Source organism: [Enterobacter] lignolyticus SCF1 (genome assembly GCF_000164865.1).
Classification (GTDB): Bacteria; Pseudomonadota; Gammaproteobacteria; order Enterobacterales; family Enterobacteriaceae; genus Enterobacter_B; species Enterobacter_B lignolyticus.
Map to the genome: position 1 here is coordinate 4,438,540 of NC_014618.1, position 24,963 is coordinate 4,463,502.

Genomic DNA, 24,963 nt, shown 5'->3' on the forward strand with positions numbered 1-24,963 from the left:
CTTTGCCTTCACGCTTACTTTCGCGACGGTTTCCCGTCATGAGGGCCAAAAAACTGCGGCGGATGATCCACCCAGCGGTCTTCCCGGGTCGCGGCATACTCCGGATTCAGCGGGTAATAAATCCGGTTATATTTTTTGTTCGCCTCCCCCACGACCAGAAGCCGCACCTCCTCCAGCGTGTTGTTGATGAAGGTATGGCACACCCCGGTTCCCGCCGGAAAACCGACGCTGTCGCCCGGCTCCAGCTGCCAGAGATAGCCGTTGATCCATGCCTGCGGACGCCCCTCCAGCACGTAGATAAACTCTTCCTCGTCGCTTTCCGCATGGGGATACGAGGTGCGGCGCCCCGGCGGCAGGCGCTCATGATGAATACCAAGACGCATCAGCCCAAGCCGACGCGCCAGCGGCGCGCCGATGGACATCAGCTCACGGCTGTCGGCATAGCGCGAATCATCCGCGTCTTCCAGTTCACGCCAGTGGCGAATACAGTCCGGTCTTTTCATGACTTTATTCCTGGATGTTGAGATGCGTCAGGTATAGCACACCCGGCGGGTTCTCGGTGTTTTTGGGATAACATGATAAAGTAAGGGTTTACTTCCACCGATCTGAGGACGTTCATGGAAAAGACCCCATCGCAGGACCTGCTCGCACAGGCTGAAAAGCTGTGCGCTCAACGCGGCGTGCGTCTGACACCGCAGCGTCTCGAAGTTCTACGCTTGATGAGCCTGCAGCAGGGCGCCATCAGCGCTTACGATCTCCTCGATCTGCTCAAAGTCAGCGAGCCGCAGGCAAAGCCCCCGACGGTGTATCGTGCGCTGGAATTTCTGCTGGAGCAAGGCTTTGTCCATAAGGTGGAGTCCACTAACAGCTATGTGCTGTGCCACCTCTTCGATAAGCCGTCTCATACCTCCGCCATGTTTATCTGCGACCGCTGCGGCGTGGTGAAAGAGGAAGCCGCTGAGGGCGTGGAAGACATTATGCATATGCTGGCCGCCCGCATGGGGTTTGCGCTGCGCCACAACGTGATTGAAGCGCATGGCCTGTGCGCGCAGTGCGTTGAAGTGGAAGCCTGCCGTTCTCAGGACTGCTGCGGGCACGACCACACCATTCAGGTTAAGAAAAAGCCGCGCTAAGGCCTGCGGCGGCGTAGCGCCACCGCCAGCCCGTTACGAAAACCAGCTATCGCGCCGCCAGTGCCGACGCCAGATCCATGCCAGCGACATCCCGCGCAGGGCAAGAAAGACGGTCAGCGACAGCCATAGCCCATGGTTGCCGAGCGCCGGGACGCTCAGCAGCGTCAGGGCAAACCCCACCGCCGCAATCGCCATACTGTTACGCATCTCCGCCCCTCGCGTGGCGCCGATAAACATGCCGTCCAGCAGGTAGCACCAGACGCCGATCACCGGCAGCACCATCTGCCAGAAAACGTAGCGGTCCGCCAGTTGGCGCAGTTCCGCAAGCGAGGTCAGCAGGGCGACGATGTGCTCGCCGGCGATGGCATAGACCCCGGCAAACGCCAGCGCCACAATGCCCGCCTGTCGGCAGGCCGCGTTCCACACGTGCAGCAGCTGGCTGCCGTCGCGGGCGCCGTAGGCCTGTCCTGAATGGGCCTCCACCGCAAAGGCAAAGCCGTCGAGGGCGTAGGCGGTAAAGGTCAGCATCGTCATCAGAACCGCATTGACCGCTACGATATCGGGGCCCAGGCGCGCGCCGAACACCGTCAACGCGCCAAAGCACAGCTGCAGCAGCAGGGAACGCAGCATGATGTCGCGGTTGAGCGCCAGCAGGCGACGGAAGTTGCCGCGCCACGTCGTTTTCAGCATCGTCACGCTGATGCCGCGCAGGGTCATCACCCGCCGTACCATCAGCAGACCGATGAAGAAGGTCGCGTACTCGGCGCAGACGGTCGCCAGCGCGGCGCCCTGCACGTTCATATGCAGCCCCATCACCAGCCAGAGGTCGAGCGCAATGTTAAGCACGTTGCCCACCACCAGCAGGATAACCGGCGCCCGGGCGTACTGTACGCCGAGCAGCCAGCCAAGCAGCACCAGATTAGCCAGAGAGGCCGGGGCGCTGAGCCAGCGGATTTCAAGAAAGCGTCTGGCCTGCTCCAGCACCGCATCGCTGCCGCCCACAATATGCAGCGCCAGCTCAATCAGCGGCGTACGCAGCAGGACGATCGCCGCCCCGGCGCCCAGCGCCAGCAGCAGCGGCTGGATCAGCGCCCGCGCCAGGCGCAGAGGGTCTCGCGCACCAAACGCCTGAGCGGTTAATCCCGTGGTGCTCATACGCAGGAACAGCAGCAGCATAAACAGGAAACTGGTCGCCGTTGCGCCAATGGCAACGCCGCCCAGGTACACCGGGCTGTCGAGATGGCCGATCACGGCGGTATCCACCAGGCCAAGCAGCGGTACGGTGATGTTGGAGAAAATCATCGGCAGCGCGAGGCGCCATAACGCTTTATCCGCAGGGGTAAACAGCGACATGGAGAAAACCTGTGGTGATCAGAAATCGCGGCGGCGCCAGGAAAAGCGCCGCCGGAGAAGGGAGGAAATTACAGCCACTCGCCGTTGCGAATCACGCCGACCGCCAGTCCTTCGATGGAGAAATTATGCTGACGCAGATCGACCACAATCGGGGAAAACTCGCTGTTTTCCGGCAGCAGTTCCACGACGCTGCCCTGCTTTTTCAGACGCTTCACGGTAACTTCATCGTCGATACGCGCGACGACGACCTGGCCGTTACGCACGTCCTGCGTTTTATGTACCGCCAGCAGATCGCCGTCGAGGATGCCGATATCCTTCATCGACATGCCGCTTACGCGCAGCAGGAAGTCCGCGCTGGGTTTGAACATCGCCGGGTCGACCTGGTAGTGACCCTCAATGTGCTGCTGCGCCAGCAGCGGTTCACCCGCGGCGACGCGCCCCACCAGCGGCAGCCCTTCTTCCTCTTCCGTCAGCAGACGGATCCCGCGGGAAGCGCCGGAAACGATTTCAATTGCGCCTTTACGCGCCAGCGCTTTCAGATGCTCTTCAGCAGCGTTCGGGGAGCGGAACCCCAGACGCTGCGCGATTTCCGCACGCGTGGGTGGCATCCCCGTCTGGCTGATGTGATCCCGGATGAGATCAAACACCTCTTGCTGCCTGGTCGTTAACGCTTTCATTCCGCCCCCTGGGTGTATATACAGTTATGCTGTGAGTATATACAGTTAACGGCGAATTTGGAACCACAAAACGCATAAAAAACCAGACGTTTGCGCAATTCCACGAGCCTTATCGCAAATGTGGCCAGAGAAGCGTGCCCCAGGTGATGAGGGCGATAAAAATCGACAGCAGCACCGCCGCCGACCCCATATCCTTAGCGCGCCCCGACAGCTCATGGCGTTCGGAACCGATGCGATCGACCACCGCTTCAATCGCACTATTGAGAATTTCCACTATCATCACCAGAAGCACAGAGCCAATCAGCAGCACGCGCGTAATGGCGTCGACATCCAGCCAGCACGCGATAATGACGGCGATGACGGCCACGGTGCCCTCCTGACGGAATGCGGCTTCGTTTTTCCACGCGGCGCGGAATCCCTGCCAGGAATAGCCTGCCGCTTTGATGATTCGGGTAAGCCCGGTGGTATCATTTGCCATCAAAAAACCCTTTTTTCATATTTAGCGTCAATGTCACTTTGCATCAAACGCGGTAGAACAGAAATCCTGCGCACTTTCTGTTATCCTTGCGGCGCATTTGCATGATTAACCAGAGGCTTTACATCGTTTATGTCTGGCTGGCCACGAATTTACTACAAATTACTGAATTTACCATTAAGCGTGCTGGTAAAAAGCAAGTCCATTCCGGCGGAACCTGCCCCGGAGCTTGGGCTCGATACGTCACGCCCTATTATGTACGTTCTGCCGTATAACTCGAAGGCGGACCTACTGACGCTGCGCGCCCAATGCCTGGCGCACGACCTCCCCGACCCGCTGGAACCGCTGGAAATCGACGGCACCGTGCTGCCGCGTCATATTTTCATCCATGGCGGACCGCGCGTGTTTACCTGGTACACGCCGAAAGAAGAGTCCATCAAGCTGTTCCATGACTACCTGGATCTGCATCGCAGCAATCCGAATCTGGACGTGCAGATGGTGCCGGTTTCGGTAATGTTCGGCCGCTCGCCGGGTCGTGAAAAAGGCGAGGTCAACCCGCCGCTGCGCATACTCAACGGCATCCAGAAATTCTTCGCCGTCACCTGGCTTGGCCGCGACAGCTTTGTCCGCTTCTCGCCGTCGGTGTCGCTGCGCTGGATGGCCACCGAACACGGCACTGATAAAACGATAGCCCAGAAGCTGGCGCGCGTCGCGCGTATGCACTTTGCCCGTCAGCGTCTGGCGGCAGTAGGCCCGCGCCTGCCGGCGCGTCAGGACCTGTTCAATAAGCTGCTGGCGTCGAAAGCCATCGCCCGCGCCGTAGAAGACGAAGCGCGCAGCAAGAAAATCTCCCATGAGAAAGCGCAGCAAAACGCCGTGGCGCTGATGGAAGAGATCGCCGCCAACTTCTCCTATGAGATGATTCGCCTGACCGACCGCGTGCTGGGCTTTACCTGGAACCGTCTGTACCAGGGGATCAACGTCCATAACGCCGAGCGCGTGCGCCAGCTGGCCCACGACGGCCACGAGATTGTCTATGTGCCCTGCCACCGCAGCCATATGGACTACCTGCTGCTCTCCTACGTGCTCTATCACCAGGGGCTGGTGCCGCCGCATATCGCCGCCGGCATCAACCTGAACTTCTGGCCCGCCGGGCCGATTTTCCGCCGCCTGGGCGCGTTCTTTATTCGCCGCACCTTTAAGGGCAACAAGCTCTACTCCACCGTTTTTCGCGAGTATCTGGGCGAGCTGTTCAGCCGCGGCTACTCCGTGGAGTATTTTGTCGAGGGCGGCCGCTCCCGTACCGGGCGTCTGCTGGATCCGAAAACCGGCACCCTGTCTATGACCATCCAGGCGATGCTGCGCGGCGGCACCCGCCCAATCACCCTCGTGCCTATCTACATCGGCTACGAACACGTGATGGAAGTGGGCACCTACGCCAAAGAACTGCGCGGCGCGACGAAAGAGAAAGAGAGCCTGCCGCAGATGCTGCGCGGCTTAAGCAAGCTGCGCAACCTCGGCCAGGGCTACGTCAACTTCGGCGAACCTATGCCACTGATGACCTGGCTCAACCACCACGTTCCGGAGTGGCGCGAGTCTATCGACCCGATTGAAGCCATTCGTCCGGCCTGGCTGACCCCGACGGTCAACAGCATTGCCGCCGATCTGATGGTGCGTATCAACAACGCCGGGGCGGCGAACGCCATGAACCTGTGCTGTACCGCCCTGCTCGCCTCCCGCCAGCGTTCGCTGACCCGCGAGCAGCTGACGCAGCAGCTGGAGTGCTATCTGCAGCTGATGCGCAACGTGCCATACTCGACGGACTCCACGGTTCCGACGGCGACCGCCAGCGCGCTTATCGATCACGCGCTGCAGATGAACAAGTTCGAAGTCGAGAAAGACACCATCGGCGATATCATCATTCTGCCGCGCGAGCAGGCGGTGCTGATGACCTACTATCGCAACAACATCGCGCATATGCTGATTCTGCCGTCGCTGCTGGCGGCTATCGTCACCCAGCATCGCCACATTTCCCGCGAAAGCATGCTGCGCCATGTGGAAACGCTCTATCCGATGCTGAAAGCCGAGCTGTTCCTGCGCTGGGACACCGCGGAGCTGGCGGGCGTTATCGACATGCTGATTGCGGAAATGCAGCGCCAGGAGCTTATCTCGCTGCATGATGACGAGGTGCGGATCAACCCGTCGCACTCCCGCTCCCTGCAGCTGCTGGCCGCAGGCGCTCGCGAGACGCTGCAGCGCTATGCGATCACCTTCTGGCTGCTGAGCGCTAACCCGTCCATCAACCGCAGCACGCTGGAAAAAGAGAGCCGCACGGTGGCGCAGCGCCTGTCGGTGCTGCACGGCATCAACGCGCCGGAGTTCTTCGATAAAGCGGTATTCAGCACGCTGGTGCTGACGCTGCGCGACGAGGGCTATATCAGCGATACAGGCGATGCGGAGCCGGAAGAGACGATGAAGGTCTATCAGATGCTGGCGGAGCTGATTACCTCCGACGTGCGTTTGACTATCGAGAGCGCGTCGCAGGACGCGTAAACGCAAAAGGCCCTCTCAGCGAGAGGGCCTTTTTATTAGCTGAAGTAGCTCATCGCCAGGCCGATAAACAGCACCAGCCCGACATAGTTGTTGTTCATAAAGGCCTTAAAGCAGGCGTCGCGCTCGCGGTTTTTGATCAGCTTTTGCTGATAGACAAACAGCGCGCCCGCCACGAACACAGACCAGTAAAACGCCCCGTTAAGCCCGCTCAGCCAGCCCACTGTCGCCATCATCGCCAGCACGGCAACCTGCAAAATACCGATGATAAGCTTATCGCTTTCGCCAAACAGAATGGCCGTCGATTTGATGCCTATCTTCAGGTCGTCATCGCGGTCCACCATCGCATACTGGGTGTCATACGCTACCGCCCAGCAGATATTGGTCAGGAACATCAGCCAGCAGCTCAGCGGCAATGATTCGCTCACCGCCGCATAGGCCATCGGTATCGACCAGCCGAACGCCGCCCCCAGCACCACCTGCGGCAGGTGGGTGTAGCGCTTCATGAACGGGTAAACCCAGGCCAGCGCCAGGCCCGCTACCGACAGCAGAATGGTCATGCGGTTAAGCGTCAGCACCAGCAGAAAAGAGAGCAGCACCAGCAGCACGAACAGCGCCCGGGCCTCGTTCTCGCTGACGTCGCCGCGGGGCAGCGGGCGGTTGGCGGTGCGCTTCACGTGGCCGTCAAATTTGCGATCCGCGTAGTCGTTGACCACGCAGCCCGCGGCGCGCATCAGCCAGACGCCGGCGACAAACACGGCGAGGATCCACAGCGGCGGTACGCCAGGCGTCGCCACCCACAGCGCCCACAGGGTGGGCCATAGCAGCAGCAGCGTGCCAATCGGTTTGTCAGTACGCATCAGGCGGTTATAGGCCTGCAACTTGTTCTGCGTCAGACTCCACTCCATCTTTACTTCCTCTCAGTACAACGGTGATGCAGGTAAAAACAGCTCCGTCAGCAGCAGCGGTTTTCCGCTCAGCCGAAGGCGGGAACGGCGTCCCCAGAGCTCTGCATGCTTGCCAATCTCAATAAAATCTCGGGTCAGGGTCGATGAGGTAAACAGGTAACGTCCGAGCGGCGTTTTCCCGAGGTTCTGCAGCGCCAGCTCCGGGCCGCACAGCGTCGACGCCGGCACCACGGTCCGCCCGGCAAGCCAGGGCTCATCGTCGGCGCAAAGCAAAATTTCGCGCAGCCAGTAGCGCTCGTCAACGGGCAGCAGCGCCGCTTCTTGCGCAATCTCGTCGCGGTTTACGAAGTCTTCACGAATGAGCGTGACCGTGACGCGTTTACCCTGTTGCTCAAAACGCCTGGTCATGGAATCTTCCAGCAACAGCCAGTCGCGCAGCTGGGCATCGAGTTCAGGAATCTCGTCGTAGTAACGCAGCGCACGCAGTTGCGTCAGCGCAGGGTGTGACATACTGGCTCTCCGATACATAACTAAACGCATTGTATCGTAGAAACGCCTTCGCGGAAGGGTGAAACGTTAATATACGATCAATAGCGCAACAGAGGTACAACACCTGCCGCTGCGCCAGAAAAAAGGGTGCGTCCGAATGGACGCACCGAAAGGCATGGCCTAAACATCAGCACTGCGGGGAGACGGTTACCCCTTGCCTTTTACACTGCTGATAAAGGTGGCGCGCGCCGAGGTCGAACCGAGACGTTCGGCTTCGTTCAGGAGTTTCAGCGCTTTATCGATATCGCCTTTTGCGACGGCCTGTTTGATGGCGGCGTTAAAATAGCTTTCCGTGTCGTTGAGCATCGGTTCGCTCTTCGCCGCAGGCGCAGGTGCCGCAGCGGCCACCGGTGCAGCGGTCGCGGCCGCCACCGGCGCGCTGTACGCCGGCGCGGCGGTATTGCCGACGGTCACCGGGGCCGACCCCGAGGAGCCGAACAGCGGGCCGACCAGCACGCTGGAGCCGTTGGACGTTTTCACCTTGAGCGTCACTTTGCCGTCGGTCACGTGGCGGGCGATGGGGTCCGGAATATCCGGTACCGCGTTGCCGGTTCCTTTGGCGTACGCTTTTGCCGGGTCGAGCAGCGTCGTGGTGCGCTGGAGATCCTGCGGCGTCGTAAACACCAGTACGTAAATCTTCTGCTGCCCCAGCGCCGGCGTCAGGCGCATGACGCCCTCAAGACGGTCGGCGCTCATCACGCCAGGTTCCTGATAGGTAAAGTAGCTGTTCGGGAAGAACGCCGATGGCGCCATGTTCTGGTCGAGAATCAGCACGTTCGGCGCAAATACGCTCGTTTGCTTATTGACTTCGCTGGTCAGCGTCAGGTTCAGCTCGCCGATATTGGCCGGTACGCTGTATGCCGCCACCGGGCCGGATATCCCGGCGATATTCAGCGACTGGCCGCCGGTGGCGAGCGTCGTGGTCTGGTCTTTGGCCTGGTTCACCGGGGTCCAGATAAGCTGCTGTAGCGCCGCCGTCGGAATTGACGGCGCCGCGCTGGTGTTCTGCGGAACGATATTCACATCCGCGAGACCGACTGCCGGAACGCAGGCCAGCAAGCCTGCTGAAAGGCAGAGGGCGACGAGACTTTTCTTCATTTTCATTGTTATCACCTCAGAATGTCGAACGGCGCGTTAGCCAGGCAATAGCACGCGACGCCAGAATCAGAGGGGCTGACGCCCCTCTTCAGGTCAGCACATCAGGTTAACGACGGATTACCACCAGATTTCCATCTGGGCGCCGAAGGTCCACTCATCGCTGTCGCCGCGGCCAAAGGAGCCGCCGTCGAAGCCGTTGGAGACCGCTTTGCCGTAGTTCGGGTTAGAGGCGGAGTTGCCGTTGTAGTCGTAGCCCCACTTCTCGTTCCACTTGGCGTAGGTCGCAAAGACGCGCAGCGCCGGACGGGACCAGATGCTGTCCCCAGCCTGCCACTGCTGGGCGAGGGTGATTTTGTACTGGCTGTTGGTGTCGCCGGTGTTCTGCGACTTGACGTTGTCGTAGCCGACTTCAAGCAGGGTGCTCATGATTGGCGTCCACTTGTACATCGGGCGTACGCCGACGGTCCACCACTTGGTGCCGTTGTTGTTGTCCCAGTCGATATCCTGGTACATGCCGACGTACATCAGGTCCCACTTGTCGCCCAGGGAAATCGCGCCGTGGTCGAGGATACGCAGCAGGTGACCGTTGTTGTTGATGTCGTAAGCAAATTTATCGCCATCAATCCCTACGCCGGAGCCCTGCGCCTGGCCTTTGCCCTGCGAGGTCATGGCGTCAGTGGCGTACTGCACCACGAACTTGTTGTAGCCCTTCAGCATGCTCTGGGTATGCTCGGCGGTGAACATCCAGCCGTCTTTGGAGGCGCCGTCAACCATATGGTAGTTATCACGCTCGTTAGCGCGACCGTAGTCCACGCCGAACTCCAGCATGCCGCCCGGGTTGATTTCCATCTGCGCTAAACGCACGTCGAAGACGTCGTTGGCGGTGCTGGAGGTGTAATCACGGATATTGTCGCTGGCGAATGCGGAAGAGCCGCCGGCCTCAGAAGAGCGGGTGGCCGCGAAAGAGAGCTTACCGAAGCCGACATCGACGTTTTCCAGACCCGCGCCCGGACCGGAGATATCCCAGTAGTAGAAGTCGATCATGTGAACGTCATGACGCTGGTAGAAACGCTTACCGGCCCAGATGGTGGCGCCTGGCAGCGCGTCGATCAGGTTTTTCCCCTGAACGTTCGCTTCGCGGAACGCCGGGCTGGTTGATTCCCAGTCGTTCTGCTGCGCGACGGAGTACGCCACGTTGGTGTCGAAGTAGAAGCTCTTATCGCCCTCTTTCCAGACCTCCTGGCCCAGTTTCAGCTCGGCGTACGTTTCACATTCGTTACCAAGACGGTATTTACTTTGAGCGCCCGTCGCCTGGAAACACTGCTGTTCACCACCGCTGCCGGTCCAGCCAATGCCGGAACGTGCGTAGCCGTGGAAGTCGACGGCTAACGCCTGAGCAGACATAACGCCTGCCGCAACGGCGACCGCCAGTGGAAGTTTGCGCAGAGTAATCATCATTCTATCTCCTGAGATCGTTGTTTTTTCTTTATCTTTAATTGGGTGGCTTAAACGCCTGGCTCTTTGTGCAACCGACGACATGCCGTGCCATCCTCTCGGAACAGATGGCAGCGTTCTGGCGGCAAACCGATGGCGAATGTGGCCCCCTCTTGTACCAACACCACGTCGTTCTGGCGGTAGACCAGGTTTTGACGGATGGCGGGGATCTGGATATGAATTTGCGTTTCGTGGCCGAGCTGCTCGACGACCTGCACCTCGCCCTCAAGGGTGACATCCGCAATGTCGCTGGGCAGCAGATGTTCAGGACGAATGCCTAACGACATGTTGGCGCCGACCTGCACGCCGTTGCTGTCGACCGGCAGCCAGATTTGCTGACGGTTCGGCAGCTCCACCTGCACCTGCTCAATGGCGGTAGCGGTGACTTTGACCGGCAGGAAGTTCATCTTCGGCGAACCGATAAACCCCGCGACAAAGCGATCCGCCGGATAGTGATAGAGCTCCAGCGGCTTACCGACCTGGGCGACGCGACCGGCGTCGAGCACCACAATTTTGTCCGCCAGCGTCATCGCTTCGACCTGATCGTGGGTGACGTAGATCATCGTGCGGCCAAGGCGCTTATGCAGGCGGGAGATCTCAATGCGCATCTGTACGCGCAGCGCGGCGTCGAGGTTGGACAGCGGCTCATCCAGCAGGAAAACGCGGGGTTCCGCCACCAGCGTACGGCCAATGGCCACGCGCTGACGCTGGCCGCCCGACAGCGCTTTCGGTTTGCGCTCCAGCAGATGCGCCAGCTGCAGCACCTCGGAGACCTGGTTTACCCGCTGGTTGATAAGCTCTTTTTTCGCCCCGGCCAGCTTCAGGCCGAAGGACATGTTTTCCGCCACCGAAAGATGGGGATAGAGCGCGTAGGACTGGAAGACCATGCCGATACCGCGTTCTGCGGGCGGAACATCGTTCATCCGCTTTTCGCCGATAAACAGGTCGCCGCTGGTGATGTTTTCCAGCCCGGCGATCATTCGCAGCAGCGTGGATTTCCCACACCCTGATGGCCCGACAAAGACCACGAACTCCCCTTCGTGGATGTCGAGGTTGATGTCTTTCGACACCACCACATCCCCCCAGGCTTTCGTTACGTTTCGCAGCTGTACGCTCGCCATGCCCCTCTCCCTTCGTTACAACCTGTCACCAACGGAAACATTCAAGATGGGCTGACTATGCGGGATTGAGCTGCCTGATGAATCCTCCGCCCCCCGGGTTTTTGATGGGGGAGGAGACGGGAGGATGAGAGGGGCGCGCCTGCCCCTGGACAGCGCGGCAGCGAACGAAATTCGTGATGCAGACGGCAAAAATCGGCGCGTTTTTGTGTGCGCCAGAACTCATAACTGCATTTTATGCAACGGAGATCACACAACGCGCGGGTGGGGCGTAGAGGCGAGGAGGATGGAAAGAGGTTGTCAATTAAGGAGACTGGGCTGCGTTAAACCACCTCTGTGTATCCACGAGCACACACCATAAAGGACGGGATATATGAAAATCAAAACTGGCGCACGCATCCTGGCGCTGTCTGCACTGACCACGATGATGTTTTCCGCCTCTGCCCTTGCAAAGATTGAAGAAGGAAAGCTGGTCATCTGGATCAACGGCGATAAAGGCTATAACGGCCTTGCCGAGGTAGGTAAGAAATTTGAGAAAGACACCGGTATCAAAGTCACCATTGAGCACCCGGACAAGCTGGAAGAGAAATTCCCGCAGGTCGCCGCGACCGGCGACGGCCCGGACATTATCTTCTGGGCCCATGACCGCTTTGGCGGCTACGCGCAGTCCGGCCTGCTGGCGGAAGTCACGCCGGATAAGGCCTTCCAGGACAAGCTCTATCCGTTCACCTGGGACGCCGTACGCTACAACGGCAAGCTTATCGCCTACCCGATTGCGGTTGAAGCGCTCTCCCTGATTTACAACAAAGACCTGGTGCCAAACCCGCCTAAAACCTGGGAAGAGATTCCTGCCCTGGATAAGACGCTGAAGGCGAAAGGTAAATCGGCGCTGATGTTCAACCTGCAGGAACCGTACTTCACCTGGCCGCTGATTGCCGCCGACGGCGGGTATGCGTTCAAGTTTGCCAACGGCAAATATGACGTGAAAGACGTCGGCGTGGATAACGCGGGCGCGAAAGCGGGCCTCACCTTCCTGGTTGACCTTATCAAGAACAAACACATGAACGCGGATACCGACTACTCCATCGCGGAAGCGGCGTTCAACAAGGGCGAAACCGCCATGACCATCAACGGTCCGTGGGCGTGGTCCAACATCGACAAGAGCAAGGTGAACTATGGCGTCACGCTGCTGCCGACCTTCAAAGGCAAAGCGTCTAAGCCGTTCGTCGGCGTGCTGAGCGCCGGCATCAACGCCGCCAGCCCGAACAAAGAACTGGCAAAAGAGTTCCTGGAAAACTATCTGATGACCAACCAGGGCCTGGAAGAGGTGAACAAGGATAAACCGCTGGGCGCCGTCGCGCTGAAGTCCTACCAGGAACAACTGGAGAAAGATCCGCGCATCGCCGCCACCATGGCGAACGCCCAGAAGGGTGAAATCATGCCGAACATCCCGCAGATGGCGGCCTTCTGGTATGCCACCCGAACTGCCGTGATCAACGCCGCCAGCGGTCGTCAGACCGTCGACGCCGCGCTGAAGGACGCGCAGGGTCGCATTACTAAGTAATGCCGCTGAGCATGTGCCGGATGGCGGCGTAAATGCCTTATCCGGCCTACCCCACACCGTAGGCCTGATAAGCGCAGCACCATCAGGCACATCTCCGGCCAGGAAGTTTTCACCGTTGTAGAGGACGATCCCCATGGATGTCATTAAAAAGAAACATTGGTGGCAAAGCGACGCGATGAAGTGGTCAGTCATGGCTCTGCTTGGCCTGCTGGTGTGTTACCTTGTTGCTTTAATGTACGCCCAGGGGGAGTACCTGTTCGCCATCATGACGCTGATTTTAAGCTCTGTTGGCCTGTATATTTTCGCCAACCGTAAAGCCTACGCCTGGCGCTACGTTTACCCGGGCATAGCCGGGATGGGGCTGTTCGTCCTGTTCCCGCTGATTTGCACTATCGCCATCGCGTTTACCAACTACAGCAGCACCAACCAGCTCACCTTTGAGCGCGCCCAGCAGGTGCTTCTCGACCGCTCCTATCAGGCCGGGAAATCCTTCAACTTCGGACTATACCCGGCGGGTCACGAATGGCGGCTGGCGTTGACCGACGGCGACAGCGGAAAAAACTTCCTTTCTGCGCCCTTTGCCTTTGGCGGCGAGCAGAAAATCACGCTGCAAGAGGCAGATTCTCTGCCCGCAGGCGAGCGCGCGACGCTGCGCATCATCACCCAGAACCGCCAGGCGCTGAACCTGCTCACCGCCGTACTGCCTGACGGCAGCAAAGTGGTGATGAGCTCGCTGCGCCAGTTTTCCGGCACGCGGCCGCTGTACACCCAGGCGGCTGATGGTCTGCTGACCAATAACCAGACCGGGGCGAAATACCGCCCGAACGACGATATCGGCTACTACCAGGCGCTGGAGGGCGGCGAGAAGCTCAGCCCGGGCTATACCGTCACCATCGGCTGGAAAAATTTTATGCGCGTCTTTACCGATGAGGGTATTCAGAAACCGTTTATCGCTATCTTCGCCTGGACGGTGGTGTTTTCGCTGCTGACCGTACTCCTGACCGTTGCCGTCGGCATGGTGCTGGCCTGCGTCGTGCAGTGGGAGGCGCTCAAAGGCAAAGCGATTTACCGCGTGCTGCTGATTCTGCCCTATGCGGTGCCGTCGTTTATCTCGATCCTGATTTTCAAAGGGTTATTCAACCAGAGCTTCGGGGAAATCAACATGATGCTGAGCGCGCTGTTCGGCATTAAACCCGCCTGGTTCAGCGATCCGACCACCGCCCGCTCGATGATCGTCATCGTCAATACCTGGCTTGGCTACCCGTACATGATGATCCTGTGCATGGGGCTGCTGAAGGCGATTCCGGACGACCTGTATGAAGCGTCGGCAATGGACGGCGCAGGTCCGTTTCAGAACTTCTTCAAAATTACGCTGCCGCTGCTGATCAAGCCGCTGACGCCGCTGATGATCGCCAGCTTCGCCTTTAACTTTAATAACTTCGTGCTGATCCAGCTGTTGACCAACGGCGGGCCGGACCGGCTCGGCACCACCACCCCGGCGGGCTATACCGACCTGCTGGTGAGCTACACCTGGCGTATCGCCTTTGAAGGCGGCGGCGGCCAGGATTTCGGCCTCGCGGCGGCGATCGCCACGCTGATCTTCCTGCTGGTCGGAGCGCTGGCGATTGTGAACCTGAAAGCCACGCGCATGAAATTTGATTGAGGAGGCACAGAACATGGCAATGGTACAACCCAAATCACAGAAGCTGCGCCTTTTCATTACGCACCTGCTGCTGCTGCTGTTTATCGCGGCAATTATGTTCCCGCTGCTGATGGTGATCGCCATTTCGCTGCGCGAGGGCAACTTCGCCACCGGCAGCCTGATCCCGGAGCAAATCTCCTGGGAGCACTGGCGGCTGGCGCTGGGCTTTAGCGTCGAGCATGCGGACGGCCGCGTGACGCCGCCGCCCTTCCCGGTGCTGCTGTGGCTGTGGAACTCGGTCAAAATCGCCGGTATTACCGCCACCGGCATCGTCGCGCTGTCCACCACCTGCGCCTACGCCTTCGCCCGCATGAAGTTCCCGGGTAAGGCGACGCTGCTGAAAGGCATGCTGATTTTCCAGATGTTCCCGGCGGTGCTGTCGCTGGTGGCGCTGTACGCGTTATTCGACCGTCTCGGCCAGTATCTGCCGTTTATCGGCCTGAACACCCACGGCGGGGTGATCTTCGCCTATCTGGGCGGCATTGCGCTGCACGTCTGGACGATCAAGGGCTATTTCGAAACCATCGACGGTTCGCTGGAAGAGGCTGCCGCGCTGGACGGCGCGACGCCGTGGCAGGCTTTCCGTCTGGTGCTGCTGCCGCTGTCGGTGCCGATTCTGGCGGTGGTGTTTATCCTGTCGTTTATCGCGGCCATTACCGAAGTGCCGGTCGCATCTTTGCTGCTTCGCGACGTCAACAGCTACACGCTTGCAGTCGGTATGCAGCAATACCTCAACCCGCAGAACTACCTGTGGGGCGATTTCGCGGCGGCCGCGGTATTGTCCGCTATCCCGATCACCATCGTCTTCCTGTTGGCGCAGCGCTGGCTGGTCAACGGCCTGACCGCAGGCGGTGTTAAAGGTTAACCCTCATCGTTATATGCCACTGTTATCCTCAACTTATCCCAACTTGTGACTGTTGTTCGGCGCTCCCTGGAGCGCCATTTTTTTACTCTCGTCTCAGCCGTTTGGAGTTGCACAGCCAGAGGGTGATCACCAGCAGCAGGATCGCCGCGGAGTAGATCAGTACATCAAGCGGGGATTTGTGATCGACGATGATCAGCCGCACGATAGCGGTGATCCCGATATAGACAAAGTAGCGTAGCGGGAAGTGAAAGCCGGACTGAAAGTATTTCACAATCAGCGCGATAAATTCGAAATAGAGAAAGTAGACCACCAGCCCTTCCACCAGCGCGTATTTGCTGGTTTGCTCAGGGGCGAACAGCGCATCCGCAAGATACACCGTCTCTTTACCGAGGAAAACGACCAGGATCAGGCCAAGGCTCAACAAACCGAGGTTGAGCACCGTCTGCAGGATGGTGGAGATAAACTCTACGCGTGGACGAGATAGCGACGTCATACAGCACCTCATTCGCAGTGGCGAGAGTCCTGTATAACGCAAAAATGTGACAGATATCTATATTTTTTGCTTATATTTTGTTCAGCACGGATGACGCCCCTCTCCCTGAAAAGGAGAAGGGCGCCGCATCAGCGGAAGTTCATACTCTTATCGCTGGTGATGCTGTAAAGGTCGAACTTACGCCCGAGCTGCTGGCCGCCGTCGCGGGTCAGCGGCGTCCAGCCAATATTCGCGCGGCTGCGGGTTGGCCCGGAGGTGAAGAGATCCAGCGGTACCGAAACATACACCCCTTTGGTGAAATTGCCTTCGCCATACTCCTGCGCCGACACGTTGGTAATGGTGGCATAGGCTCCCACTACGATCCCGCTGTCAAAGTGCTTCGAGACGTCAAGGGTACCGCCCTTGTCGCCTGCCAGATACTGGCCGATGCTGGCTTTCACCAGCACGTTCTGGGCGAACGACGGCGTCCAGTAGGCGGTCAGATTGCCCGTTTTCACGCTGTAGTCGGTAAATTTCATCATATCCAGGGCGCTGTGCCAGTCGCGCTGCTTGACGTAGTTGGCGTCGATGCCAAAGGCCCAGTTGCTGTCCACCGGGCGGTACAGCACCTCCGCCCCCACGCCGCCGAACATGGTCTCAAGATACCCGCCGTACACCTGGCCGTAGACGTTGTTCCCCAGATACTGGAAATAGTTGGCCTGCAGGTTGTTCACGTAGATATCGTTTTCCACATACTCACGCACATGCGTACGCACGCGGGGGAGCTGCGAATCGTTCGGCGGGTTAGTGTAGTTAAACTTGTCGTAGCTGTTGGCGATGTTGGCAAACAGGCTGCCGGTGGTCAGCAGATGGTCGGTCACCCACCAGTCGGCGGTCCCCATCACCCCCAGCTGGTACATATAAAAACTTTCCGGGCCGCCGAAAGACTGGTTCAGCACCGGGTCGACGCGGAAATCGAAACGCGACTTGTCGATATACCAGCCCTGCTCGGTTTTATCCGGCACGATCGGCGTCTCGCGCGTTTGCGCCAGCGGCGTTTCCTGGCCGAGCGGCTCGCCCTCCAGGTGGCGCTTCAGGCTGGCGACGTCGGTTTCGGTCGTCACCTGCGGCATGTTGAGGCGGTTCTCCGTCACGCGGAGGGTGCGGATATTGTCCGGCAGGTCGTTCATGATAATGCGGTTGGCGCGATCAATCCCTTCGCGGGAATCGCGGTATTTTACCTGCTCGCCGGTCACGTACAGGGTGTCGCCCTGCGTCTGGATTTGCGGGTCGGCGAACCCGGCGTTGTATTTCAACAGCGCCAGCTGGTTTGCCACTACCGAGTGCTGGAGAATGGCATCCTGCGGCTCCGGCCGGTACGCCGGTTTTGGGCTGTCGTTATACGACGGCCGCAGCGTATTGAAGTTAGTGCGCAGAGTGACGCCGAACATCAGGGTGTTGCCGCGCTCGTAGCTGAGGTTAACGTCGGCCCAATCAGCCGCCCGGTAAATGGCGCCGACGTTAAACTTGCTCTTCTGATCGATCTTACCCGCAAAATCGTGGCTGTAGTCGTTGCCTTCATACTCCAGCTTCAGGCGCAGCGGCTGCCAGGGCGTCTGGTATTCAATGCCGCCGAACAGCGCCGCCGGGCCGTGGAACATCTGGCTGCTGTCGAATGATCCCGCCTGCCTGTAGCGGTTATCGCGGTAGCAGAATTTGCTGTCGTAGCTGCAGAACGGATTCTTGACGTTGCCGCTGGTGCCGAGATATCCCCATCCCATGCCCAGCGTAAAGTCGAACGGTCCCCAGGCCTTGCTGGCGACGATATATTCCCCGTCAAACAGCCCCGTCCCGCCGATATCCCGCGCGCCGATCGCCACTTCCGGCAGCCAGTAGCCCTCTTCCCATAGCCGCAGCTTGAGGTCGAACGCTTTGTCCTTATAGGTTTGATCGCCGGAAAACGCCTCCACGTTGCTGTATTTTTTGGTGCGCACATCGGTGTAACGCAGCGTGGTCTCCAGCCACGGAAACAGCTGAACCGACGCAGAGTAAAAGCGGTACTGGTCGTTGTCACGATAGTTCAGGCTGAACTCCCCTTCGCGCGCCATGCGGGCGGTGGGCGTTTGCAGCAGCCCCGTGCCGCCGAAATCCGACTGCGATGGGCCGATGGGCGCCGGGTACGTTTCGGCATGACAGGCAGCGCTCACGCACAGCGCCAGCAGGCTATAAAAAGCGTGTGTTTTCATCATTCTTCAGGTATCCGCTGTGCGAGGGCGCGAAGTACATCGGCGTTCAGTTCGTCGTACTGCGTCGTCCACAGTGCGTCGGCAAACCCGACAAAAATGGTGCTGCCCGGCATCGGCTCGACATGGCGCTTGTTCCAGTACGCAACGGGCGCTTTCTCCGTACGCCCGTCGGGGTAAATCACCCAGGCATCGCTGCGCCCGGCGCCGCTCAGCAGGCTGACGTCATCGAGATAGCTGGCGATATCGCGTCCCGGCGTGAAGGCCACCTTGCCTGGGCGGCTGATGAGGCCAAAGAGGGTGACGGTGCCAGGCTGCGGGCCGACCCACAGGCTGTATTTCCCCTCCAGCGGCGGGTTGTTCAGCTGCCCGGCCCGCACCTGGTCCGGATCGAGGCTGATAAACTGGCGGCCCACGACGCGCACCGCCTGCAGCTGCTGGCGCAGGGCGTTTATCGCGGCGGCATCGTCGCCGTTCGACCGGGCGGCAAGCGTCGCCAGCCGGGAGAGCAGCGCCTGCTTTTGCTGGAGGGCAACGGCGGTTTGCGGCTGTGCGGCAATCACCGCGCCCGGCCACCAGCTGCCTGCCAGCCTGGGCTGCTCCACGAGATCGATAAGGCGCGCGGCGTCGGCGAGCGTCTTCGGCTGCGTCGCGCCGTTCATATAAACGTCCACCGTGCCGGAGGCCCACGACGGCGCAGCGGCCATGCCCAGAGTCAGGAAGAGCGCAGGGAGTTTATTCATGGCTTTGCCGCCTTGATGAGGAGGGTTTTCACCGGGAAAAATCCCGCGCCAAGGTATTGTTCTGATTTGCGAATCTGGCCGTCGCCGTCGACCCAGTAGCGGTTATGCCAGCGCGCCTCATCGGTTGAGACCGCCTCGTCCAGCACCCGAACCGCGGTGCTGTCGCCGGCCAGCGTCACGGTATCGGCGCCGTCCCAGCGGAACGTCGAGCGGGCTACGGCGTAGCGCACCTGCCGGTGTTCAGTCCAGCCCATCGTGCGCGTCCAGCCTGCGCCATCGACGATCCGGTTCGGCGCCGCCAGCGGATCGCTGTTCAGGTTGGTCACCTCCAGCAGGTTGTCCTGCAGCTGGAGCGTTTTCACCACCCGTCCGCGCTGCGTGACGACCACGGCCCGATCCTGGGTCATCCATTTCTGCTGGCCCTGCTCAGAAAAGGCGAGCGCGACGAACAGCTGGGGGCCGCCGTTGAGCTGCATATACTGGCTGGCGTACGGCATGTTCCGGATATCATCATAGGTCAGCTGTACGCCCGGAACGCCGAACACGCTGTTCCACAGCGACTGTCCGAGCCCTTTGGTCGTCGCCGAACAGGCCTGCAACAGCAGGCACAAAGTGATGAGGGAAGTTCGCTTCACCGCGCGTCTCCGGGGGCAGAATAACCACACCGAAGTGTGGTTATGGTTAACGTACCGGGTAAATTACCGGGTACGGGTGGTGGTCGTGGTGGTGGTTCCGGTATTAGAACCATCACCGCCGCCGGTTGCGGCCAGCGCAGCCCCTACGGCCGAGCCTACGGCGCTGGCGCTGGTCGCGGTAGAGCTTCCCGCGGACACCGACGTCGCCGCAGATCCTGCCGCATCACCGGTTTCCACCGGCGCCGCACAGGCAGAAGCCGCCGCAAGCGCAGAGATGGCAAAAATGCCATACACGATTTGCTTCATCGTTATTTCCTTTCATTAATTGGAATGAATGGAGAGTCACCTGAAAATTCAGGCGCCATCGAGTATACACAACTCAGACGGTGTCATTACGGCATCAGGAATGAGACAAGAGGTTTTAGGATAATGAGATTAATAAGCCATGAAGGCATTAATTTAATATTTATATATCAATAAAAACATGCAGTTAAAATAAAACAATAAAAATACAATATCCGTATAATCCGAAAAGATATATTTATTATTGAACAGGGAAAAGTGGTTTTCAGATTAACGCCATGGCGGCTATTTCGTGAGACCGATGAGCAAGAGGATTTATCCGATAAAAAAATGCCGGCAATTTGCCGGCATTGTTCTTTGCTCTATTGCTTAGCCGCGCCAGGCTTTATAACGGTTAATCAGACCGTTGGTTGAGCTGTCATGGCTGCTGACGTCTTTACCGTCCGCCAGCTCCGGCAGAATGCGGTTTGCCAGCTGCTTGCCCAGCTCAACGCCCCACTGGTCGAAGGTGAAGATGTTGAGGATAGCGCCCTGGGTGAAAATCTTATGCTCATACAGCGCGATCAGCGCGCCGAGGCTGAACGGCGTGATTTCACGCAGCAGGATGGAGTTGGTCGGGCGGTTGCCTTCGAACACTTTGAACGGCACAACGTGTTCCAGGGTTGCCGGATCTTTACCCTGGTCACGGTATTCCTGCTCAACCACCTCGCGGGATTTACCAAACGCCAGCGCTTCGGTCTGTGCGAAGAAGTTAGACAGCAGCTTCTGGTGGTGATCGGAAAGCGGGTTGTGGGTAACGGCCGGGGCGATGAAATCGCAAGGAACCATTTTGGTGCCCTGGTGGATCAGCTGATAGAACGCGTGCTGGCCGTTGGTGCCCGGCTCGCCCCAGATGATTGGGCCCGTCTGGTAGTCCACCGCGTTGCCGTTACGGTCAACGTATTTGCCGTTGGACTCCATGTTGCCCTGCTGGAAGTAGGCGGCAAAGCGGTGCATGTACTGGTCATACGGCAGAATCGCTTCGGTTTCTGCGCCGAAGAAATTGTTGTACCAGATACCGATCAGCGCCAGCAGCACCGGCAGGTTTTTCTCCGGCGCGGTGGTGGAGAAGTGCTTGTCCATCGCATGGGCGCCGGACAGCAGCTCAACAAAGTTGTCGAAGCCGACGGACAGAACGATCGACAGGCCAATCGCGGACCACAGCGAGTAGCGGCCGCCGACCCAGTCCCAGAACTCGAACATATTCGCGGTGTCGATACCGAATTCGCCCACCGCTTTACCGTTGGTCGACAGCGCGGCGAAGTGTTTCGCAACGTGCTTTTCATCACCGGCGGTTTTCAGGAACCAGTCGCGCGCGCTGTGGGCATTGGTCATGGTTTCCTGGGTAGTGAAGGTTTTAGAGGCAACCAGGAACAGGGTGGTTTCCGGGTTCACAGTCTTCAGCACTTCGGCGATGTGGGTGCCGTCAACGTTGGACACAAAGTGCATGTTGAGGTGGTTTTTGTACGGGCGCAGCGCTTCGGTCACCATGAACGGGCCGAGGTCCGAGCCGCCGATGCCGATGTTGACCACGTCGGTGATCGCTTTGCCGGTGTAGCCTTTCCAGCTACCGGAAATGATGGCTTGCGAGAAATGCTTCATCTTTTCCAGAACGGCATTCACTTCCGGCATCACGTCTTTGCCGTCAACGATAATCGGGGTATTGCTACGGTTGCGCAGCGCCACGTGCAGCACCGCACGATCCTCAGTACGGTTGATCTTCTCACCGGAGAACATGGACCTGATAGCGTCAGCCAGGGAGGTCTCTTTCGCCAGCGCCTGCAGCGTGCTCAGCGTCTCTTCGGTGATGCGGTTTTTGGAAAAATCCACCAGCATCAGATCGTCAAACGTCGCGGAAAACTTCGCGAAACGGTCGTTATCTTTCGCGAACAGCTCGGCGATCGTAACGTCCTTCATGTCTTCGTAGTGTTTCTGTAGTGCCTGCCAGGCAGAAGTCTGCGTTGGGTTGATATTTTTCATAGCAATACTCTTCATGATTTGAGAATTGTGACTTCGGTCGATTGTAGCGCCTGCAGGCAAAAATTGTGATGGTTTTTATGTCATAGCCAGAGGGGATGCCGTAAACCGCCAAAAAGCTCCGAAAAGTATAGTTGTTATAAGCGTGATTACTGAGACTAATGACAGCATGAAAAATCCGCATAATCCCGGCGTTGACAGGATCCAGCGCACATTTTATTTATGAATACGGTAGTTGCGCCTGCACCGGTTTTCGTTTTGCCCTTGTGCCATGGTCGCTATTTTCATTTCCTGACACGAGGTCGTTATGACGAATGTAGTTGTCGCCAAATTTGGCGGAACCAGTGTGGCTGACTTTGACGCCATGAATCGCAGCGCCGATGTGGTGCTCGCCGACGAGAACGTTCGCGTCGTCGTGCTGTCCGCCTCTGCGGGCGTAACCAATCTGCTGGTGGCGCTGGCCGAAGGGCTGGAAGCGACCGAGCGTTTCGCTAAGCTCGACGCGCTGCGCCAGATTCAGTTCAATATCATTGAACGCCTGCAGTACCCTAACGTGATTCGCGAAGAGATCGATCGCCTGCTGGAGAACATCACCGCGCTTGCGGAGGCGGCGTCGCTGGCCTCTTCCCATGCCCTGACGGACGAACTGGTCAGCCACGGCGAGCTGATTTCCACCCTGCTGTTTGTGGAGATCCTGCGCGAGCGCCGCGTCCAGGCGCAGTGGTTCGACGTGCGCAAAGTGATGCGCACCAGCGATCGCTTTGGCCGCGCCGAGCCGGATGTCGCCGCGCTGGCGGAGCTTTCCGCCGCCCAGCTCAGACCGCGTCTGGCGGAGGGGCTGGTGATTACCCAGGGCTTTATCGGCAGCGAGTCGAAAGGCCGTACCACCACGCTGGGCCGCGGCGGCAGCGACTATACCGCCGCCCTGCTCGGCGAAGCGCTGCACGCCAGCCGCGTGGATATCTGGACCGATGTCCCGGGCATCTACACCACCGACCCGCGCGTTGTGCCGTCGGCGCAGCGAATCGACGAAATCGCTTTTGAAGAGGCGGCGGAGCTGGCGACATTCGGCGCGAAAGTGCTGCACCCCGCCACGCTGCTGCCTGCCGTACGCAGCGATATTCCGGTGTTCGTCGGCTCAAGCAAAGACCCAAAAGCCGGCGGAACGCTGGTATGCAATGAAACCGCCAATCCGCCGCTGTTCCGCGCCCTGGCGCTGCGCCGCAAGCAAACCCTGCTGACGCTGCACAGCCTGAACATGCTGCACTCCCGCGGCTTCCTCGCCGAGGTCTTCGGTATGCTGGCGCGGCATAATATTTCGGTCGATCTGATAACCACGTCGGAAGTCAGCATCGCCCTGACCCTTGACACCACCGGTTCGACCTCCACCGGCGATACGCTGCTGACCCAGGCGCTGTTAACCGAGCTGTCGTCGCTGTGCCGGGTGGAAGTCGAAGAGAATCTGGCGCTGGTGGCGCTTATCGGCAATAACCTGTCGAAATCCTGCGGCGTCGGCAAAGAGGTGTTTGGCGTGCTGGAACCGTTCAACATCCGCATGATTTGCTACGGCGCCTCCAGCCACAACCTGTGCTTCCTGGTACCGGGCGAAGAGGCGGAAGACGTGGTGCGCAAGCTGCATCATAATTTGTTTGAATAACCTCGCTCAGGGCGCTTCGTTCCTGAACGCGCTTGCTTTACACTGAAGTCTCCCCCTTAAGGAGGCTTCAGGTATGGCCGCACCCAGACTGACCCAAAAAGAGATGACGGAACGCGAGCAGCGGGAGCTGAAAACCCTGCTCGACAGGGCCCGTATTGCGCATGGCCGTCCGCTGACTAACGCGGAGACCAACAGCGTGAAAAAGGAGTATATCGATAAGCTGATGGCGCAGCGGGAAGCCGCGGCGAAAAAGGCCCGCCAGTTAAAAAAACAGCAGGCCTATAAGCCCGACGCCGAAGCGTCATTTTCCTGGTCGGCCAATACCCCGACGCGCGGCAGACGCTAACTAGCGCCCTTTCTTTTTACGTCCCGGCGAGGTGAAGCGCTTACGGTTCGCCATCTCCGCCGGGGTTTTTGCCATATTTTTCCCGCCGTTACCGGCTGGTTTTTTCACCGCGCCCGCGGCGGTTTTCGGTTTGGCCTTCGCCTTCGGCTTTGCCTCCGATGACGAATTCTCAATCAGCTTAAACAGCTCGATCAGCTCATCGTCGGTCAGGTCGCGCCACTCTCCCGGCGGAATACCGGCGAGGCTCACGTTCATAATCCGCGTACGCTCAAGCTTCGTCACCTCATAGCCGAAATGTTCGCACATGCGGCGAATCTGCCGGTTGAGCCCCTGAATGAGGGTAATGCGAAACGCGAACGGCGCCTCTTTTTTGACTTTACATTTTTTGGTGACGGTGCCGAGGATCGGGACGCCCGCGCCCATGGCGCGAATAAACTCATCGGTGACCGGCTTGTTGACGGTGACCACGTACTCTTTCTCGTGATCGTTGCCGGCACGCAGGATTTTATTGACCAGATCGCCGTGGTTGGTGAGAAAAATCAGCCCCTGCGAATCTTTGTCGAGGCGGCCAATCGGGAAAATTCGGCTGCTGTGGTTAACAAAGTCGACAATGTTATTTCTCTCGCCGTCTTCGGTGGTGCTGACAATGCCAACCGGCTTATTCAACGCGATAAACACCAGGTCTTCGGCATCTCTGGGCTCGATAAGCTGACCATTCACTTTGACCACGTCGCCAGGCGCTACCTGATCGCCAATGGTGGCGCGTTTGCCGTTGATGAACACGTTGCCCTGTTCGATAAAACGGTCGGCTTCGCGACGCGAGCAAATACCGCTCTCGCTGATGTACTTATTTAATCGGGTTGATTGAGTGGGCAGCATAGTGTCTCCTGTAAAAGCGAAATATATCTTATCTTGCGGACGATAAAAAATAGTCGGGCATAAATATGCGGCGGCAAAACCCGCCTGCGCAGATTCAGCCAGCCTCCGCTTCCAACATCGTGAGCCATGTCAGTAAGGCGCGGCGCTGACGGTGGTAGCATTGCTGCGTTTTGTAATTTACTG

At 58.9% G+C, this 24,963-nt stretch carries 23 protein-coding genes and 1 pseudogene; 7 read left to right on the top strand and 17 right to left on the bottom strand.

All coding sequences use genetic code 11. From position 1 onward, the window contains the following. Window positions 1-14 precede the first annotated feature (14 nt). A complete protein-coding gene (locus ENTCL_RS20590; RefSeq protein ID WP_013368071.1) occupies window positions 15-503 on the bottom strand; it encodes a cupin domain-containing protein in 489 nt (162 codons plus the stop codon). A gap of 114 nt (window positions 504-617) precedes the next feature. Here ENTCL_RS20590 and zur point away from each other — a divergent pair, with 114 nt between their 5' ends. After that, on the top strand, window positions 618-1,133 hold the full coding sequence (gene zur, locus ENTCL_RS20595; RefSeq protein ID WP_013368072.1) for a zinc uptake transcriptional repressor Zur: 516 nt from the start codon (window positions 618-620) through the stop codon (window positions 1,131-1,133). Window positions 1,134-1,166: 33 nt separating this feature from the next. On the opposite strand, the gene dinF is transcribed toward zur, so the two are convergent. From dinF to ENTCL_RS20610, 3 genes are all read right to left on the bottom strand, one after another. After that, complete coding sequence (gene dinF, locus ENTCL_RS20600) at window positions 1,167-2,486, bottom strand: MATE family efflux transporter DinF (RefSeq protein WP_013368073.1); 1,320 nt, start codon at window positions 2,484-2,486, stop codon at window positions 1,167-1,169. 68 nt (window positions 2,487-2,554) lie between these two features. Beyond that, window positions 2,555-3,163, bottom strand: a complete 609-nt coding sequence (lexA, locus tag ENTCL_RS20605) for a transcriptional repressor LexA (protein ID WP_013368074.1) — start codon at window positions 3,161-3,163, stop codon at window positions 2,555-2,557. Window positions 3,164-3,272: 109 nt separating this feature from the next. Continuing rightward, window positions 3,273-3,641 (bottom strand): diacylglycerol kinase, encoded by a 369-nt coding sequence (locus ENTCL_RS20610; protein WP_013368075.1) that lies wholly within the window; start codon window positions 3,639-3,641, stop codon window positions 3,273-3,275. 129 nt (window positions 3,642-3,770) lie between these two features. On the opposite strand from ENTCL_RS20610, the gene plsB reads away from it, so the two are divergent. Beyond that, entirely contained in the window at window positions 3,771-6,191 is a 2,421-nt protein-coding gene (gene plsB / locus ENTCL_RS20615; protein WP_013368076.1) for a glycerol-3-phosphate 1-O-acyltransferase PlsB, read from the top strand. 35 nt (window positions 6,192-6,226) lie between these two features. On the opposite strand, the gene ubiA is transcribed toward plsB, so the two are convergent. The 5 genes from ubiA to malK form a co-directional block, all read right to left on the bottom strand. Continuing rightward, entirely contained in the window at window positions 6,227-7,096 is an 870-nt protein-coding gene (gene ubiA / locus ENTCL_RS20620) for a 4-hydroxybenzoate octaprenyltransferase (protein ID WP_013368077.1), read from the bottom strand. A 12-nt stretch (window positions 7,097-7,108) separates the two neighbouring features. Further along, on the bottom strand, window positions 7,109-7,606 hold the full coding sequence (ubiC, locus tag ENTCL_RS20625) for a chorismate lyase (RefSeq protein ID WP_013368078.1): 498 nt from the start codon (window positions 7,604-7,606) through the stop codon (window positions 7,109-7,111). A gap of 186 nt (window positions 7,607-7,792) precedes the next feature. Continuing rightward, complete coding sequence (gene malM / locus ENTCL_RS20630) at window positions 7,793-8,749, bottom strand: maltose operon protein MalM (RefSeq protein ID WP_013368079.1); 957 nt, start codon at window positions 8,747-8,749, stop codon at window positions 7,793-7,795. Window positions 8,750-8,860: 111 nt separating this feature from the next. Then, a complete protein-coding gene (locus ENTCL_RS20635; protein ID WP_013368080.1) occupies window positions 8,861-10,201 on the bottom strand; it encodes a maltoporin in 1,341 nt (446 codons plus the stop codon). Window positions 10,202-10,248: 47 nt separating this feature from the next. Continuing rightward, window positions 10,249-11,358 carry a maltose/maltodextrin ABC transporter ATP-binding protein MalK gene (gene malK / locus ENTCL_RS20640; RefSeq protein ID WP_013368081.1) on the bottom strand — a complete coding sequence of 370 codons (1,110 nt, stop codon included), beginning with the start codon at window positions 11,356-11,358 and terminating at the stop codon, window positions 10,249-10,251. Between the two features lie 370 nt (window positions 11,359-11,728). Here malK and malE point away from each other — a divergent pair, with 370 nt between their 5' ends. Further along, window positions 11,729-12,919, top strand: a complete 1,191-nt coding sequence (gene malE, locus ENTCL_RS20645) for a maltose/maltodextrin ABC transporter substrate-binding protein MalE (RefSeq protein ID WP_013368082.1) — start codon at window positions 11,729-11,731, stop codon at window positions 12,917-12,919. Between the two features lie 15 nt (window positions 12,920-12,934). On the opposite strand, the pseudogene ENTCL_RS24205 reads toward malE, so the two are convergent. Further along, a pseudogene (locus tag ENTCL_RS24205) lies at window positions 12,935-13,009 on the bottom strand (hypothetical protein); the annotation flags it as partial. A gap of 43 nt (window positions 13,010-13,052) precedes the next feature. On the opposite strand from ENTCL_RS24205, the gene malF reads away from it, so the two are divergent. Further along, window positions 13,053-14,582: a maltose ABC transporter permease MalF gene (gene malF, locus ENTCL_RS20650; protein ID WP_013368083.1), complete on the top strand. Its 1,530-nt coding sequence runs from the start codon at window positions 13,053-13,055 to the stop codon at window positions 14,580-14,582. A 13-nt stretch (window positions 14,583-14,595) separates the two neighbouring features. Beyond that, a complete protein-coding gene (gene malG, locus ENTCL_RS20655; RefSeq protein WP_013368084.1) occupies window positions 14,596-15,486 on the top strand; it encodes a maltose ABC transporter permease MalG in 891 nt (296 codons plus the stop codon). A gap of 82 nt (window positions 15,487-15,568) precedes the next feature. On the opposite strand, the gene psiE is transcribed toward malG, so the two are convergent. From psiE to pgi, 6 genes are all read right to left on the bottom strand, one after another. Next, entirely contained in the window at window positions 15,569-15,979 is a 411-nt protein-coding gene (gene psiE, locus ENTCL_RS20660) for a phosphate-starvation-inducible protein PsiE (RefSeq protein WP_013368085.1), read from the bottom strand. Between the two features lie 128 nt (window positions 15,980-16,107). Beyond that, window positions 16,108-18,207, bottom strand: a complete 2,100-nt coding sequence (locus ENTCL_RS20665; protein ID WP_013368086.1) for a YjbH domain-containing protein — start codon at window positions 18,205-18,207, stop codon at window positions 16,108-16,110. Then, a complete protein-coding gene (locus ENTCL_RS20670) occupies window positions 18,204-18,944 on the bottom strand; it encodes a capsule biosynthesis GfcC family protein (protein WP_013368087.1) in 741 nt (246 codons plus the stop codon). Before ENTCL_RS20670 ends, ENTCL_RS20665 begins: the two co-directional genes overlap by 4 nt. After that, window positions 18,941-19,579 carry a YjbF family lipoprotein gene (locus tag ENTCL_RS20675; RefSeq protein WP_013368088.1) on the bottom strand — a complete coding sequence of 213 codons (639 nt, stop codon included), beginning with the start codon at window positions 19,577-19,579 and terminating at the stop codon, window positions 18,941-18,943. Before ENTCL_RS20675 ends, ENTCL_RS20670 begins: the two co-directional genes overlap by 4 nt. 63 nt (window positions 19,580-19,642) lie before the next feature. After that, window positions 19,643-19,885, bottom strand: coding sequence for an exopolysaccharide production protein YjbE (yjbE, locus tag ENTCL_RS20680; protein WP_013368089.1), 243 nt, complete (start codon window positions 19,883-19,885; stop codon window positions 19,643-19,645). A 366-nt stretch (window positions 19,886-20,251) separates the two neighbouring features. Beyond that, window positions 20,252-21,901 (bottom strand): glucose-6-phosphate isomerase, encoded by a 1,650-nt coding sequence (gene pgi / locus ENTCL_RS20685; protein ID WP_013368090.1) that lies wholly within the window; start codon window positions 21,899-21,901, stop codon window positions 20,252-20,254. 304 nt (window positions 21,902-22,205) lie between these two features. Between pgi and lysC the strand changes: the two genes are divergently transcribed. Then, window positions 22,206-23,555: a lysine-sensitive aspartokinase 3 gene (gene lysC / locus ENTCL_RS20690; protein ID WP_013368091.1), complete on the top strand. Its 1,350-nt coding sequence runs from the start codon at window positions 22,206-22,208 to the stop codon at window positions 23,553-23,555. 73 nt (window positions 23,556-23,628) lie between these two features. Beyond that, on the top strand, window positions 23,629-23,901 hold the full coding sequence (locus ENTCL_RS20695; protein ID WP_013368092.1) for a YjbD family protein: 273 nt from the start codon (window positions 23,629-23,631) through the stop codon (window positions 23,899-23,901). Here the strand turns inward: ENTCL_RS20695 and rluF are convergent, their stop codons facing one another. Then, window positions 23,902-24,780, bottom strand: a complete 879-nt coding sequence (gene rluF, locus ENTCL_RS20700; RefSeq protein WP_013368093.1) for a 23S rRNA pseudouridine(2604) synthase RluF — start codon at window positions 24,778-24,780, stop codon at window positions 23,902-23,904. Window positions 24,781-24,963 lie beyond the last annotated feature (183 nt).

Bases quoted from the DNA above. Each gene is read 5' to 3' on its own strand.
- malG (WP_013368084.1), top strand. From the start codon at position 14,596: ATGGCAATGGTACAACCCAAATCACAGAAGCTGCGCCTTTTCATTACG.
- lysC (WP_013368091.1), top strand. From the start codon at position 22,206: ATGACGAATGTAGTTGTCGCCAAATTTGGCGGAACCAGTGTGGCTGAC.
- plsB (WP_013368076.1), top strand. From the start codon at position 3,771: ATGTCTGGCTGGCCACGAATTTACTACAAATTACTGAATTTACCATTA.
- lexA (WP_013368074.1), bottom strand. From the start codon at position 3,163: ATGAAAGCGTTAACGACCAGGCAGCAAGAGGTGTTTGATCTCATCCGG.
- malK (WP_013368081.1), bottom strand. From the start codon at position 11,358: ATGGCGAGCGTACAGCTGCGAAACGTAACGAAAGCCTGGGGGGATGTG.
- ENTCL_RS20635 (WP_013368080.1), bottom strand. From the start codon at position 10,201: ATGATGATTACTCTGCGCAAACTTCCACTGGCGGTCGCCGTTGCGGCA.
- ENTCL_RS20695 (WP_013368092.1), top strand. From the start codon at position 23,629: ATGGCCGCACCCAGACTGACCCAAAAAGAGATGACGGAACGCGAGCAG.
- malM (WP_013368079.1), bottom strand. From the start codon at position 8,749: ATGAAAATGAAGAAAAGTCTCGTCGCCCTCTGCCTTTCAGCAGGCTTG.
- pgi (WP_013368090.1), bottom strand. From the start codon at position 21,901: ATGAAAAATATCAACCCAACGCAGACTTCTGCCTGGCAGGCACTACAG.
- rluF (WP_013368093.1), bottom strand. From the start codon at position 24,780: ATGCTGCCCACTCAATCAACCCGATTAAATAAGTACATCAGCGAGAGC.
- dinF (WP_013368073.1), bottom strand. From the start codon at position 2,486: ATGTCGCTGTTTACCCCTGCGGATAAAGCGTTATGGCGCCTCGCGCTG.
- ENTCL_RS20665 (WP_013368086.1), bottom strand. From the start codon at position 18,207: ATGATGAAAACACACGCTTTTTATAGCCTGCTGGCGCTGTGCGTGAGC.
- yjbE (WP_013368089.1), bottom strand. From the start codon at position 19,885: ATGAAGCAAATCGTGTATGGCATTTTTGCCATCTCTGCGCTTGCGGCG.
- ENTCL_RS20610 (WP_013368075.1), bottom strand. From the start codon at position 3,641: ATGGCAAATGATACCACCGGGCTTACCCGAATCATCAAAGCGGCAGGC.
- ubiC (WP_013368078.1), bottom strand. From the start codon at position 7,606: ATGTCACACCCTGCGCTGACGCAACTGCGTGCGCTGCGTTACTACGAC.
- malF (WP_013368083.1), top strand. From the start codon at position 13,053: ATGGATGTCATTAAAAAGAAACATTGGTGGCAAAGCGACGCGATGAAG.
- ENTCL_RS20590 (WP_013368071.1), bottom strand. From the start codon at position 503: ATGAAAAGACCGGACTGTATTCGCCACTGGCGTGAACTGGAAGACGCG.
- malE (WP_013368082.1), top strand. From the start codon at position 11,729: ATGAAAATCAAAACTGGCGCACGCATCCTGGCGCTGTCTGCACTGACC.
- psiE (WP_013368085.1), bottom strand. From the start codon at position 15,979: ATGACGTCGCTATCTCGTCCACGCGTAGAGTTTATCTCCACCATCCTG.
- zur (WP_013368072.1), top strand. From the start codon at position 618: ATGGAAAAGACCCCATCGCAGGACCTGCTCGCACAGGCTGAAAAGCTG.
- ubiA (WP_013368077.1), bottom strand. From the start codon at position 7,096: ATGGAGTGGAGTCTGACGCAGAACAAGTTGCAGGCCTATAACCGCCTG.
- ENTCL_RS20670 (WP_013368087.1), bottom strand. From the start codon at position 18,944: ATGAATAAACTCCCTGCGCTCTTCCTGACTCTGGGCATGGCCGCTGCG.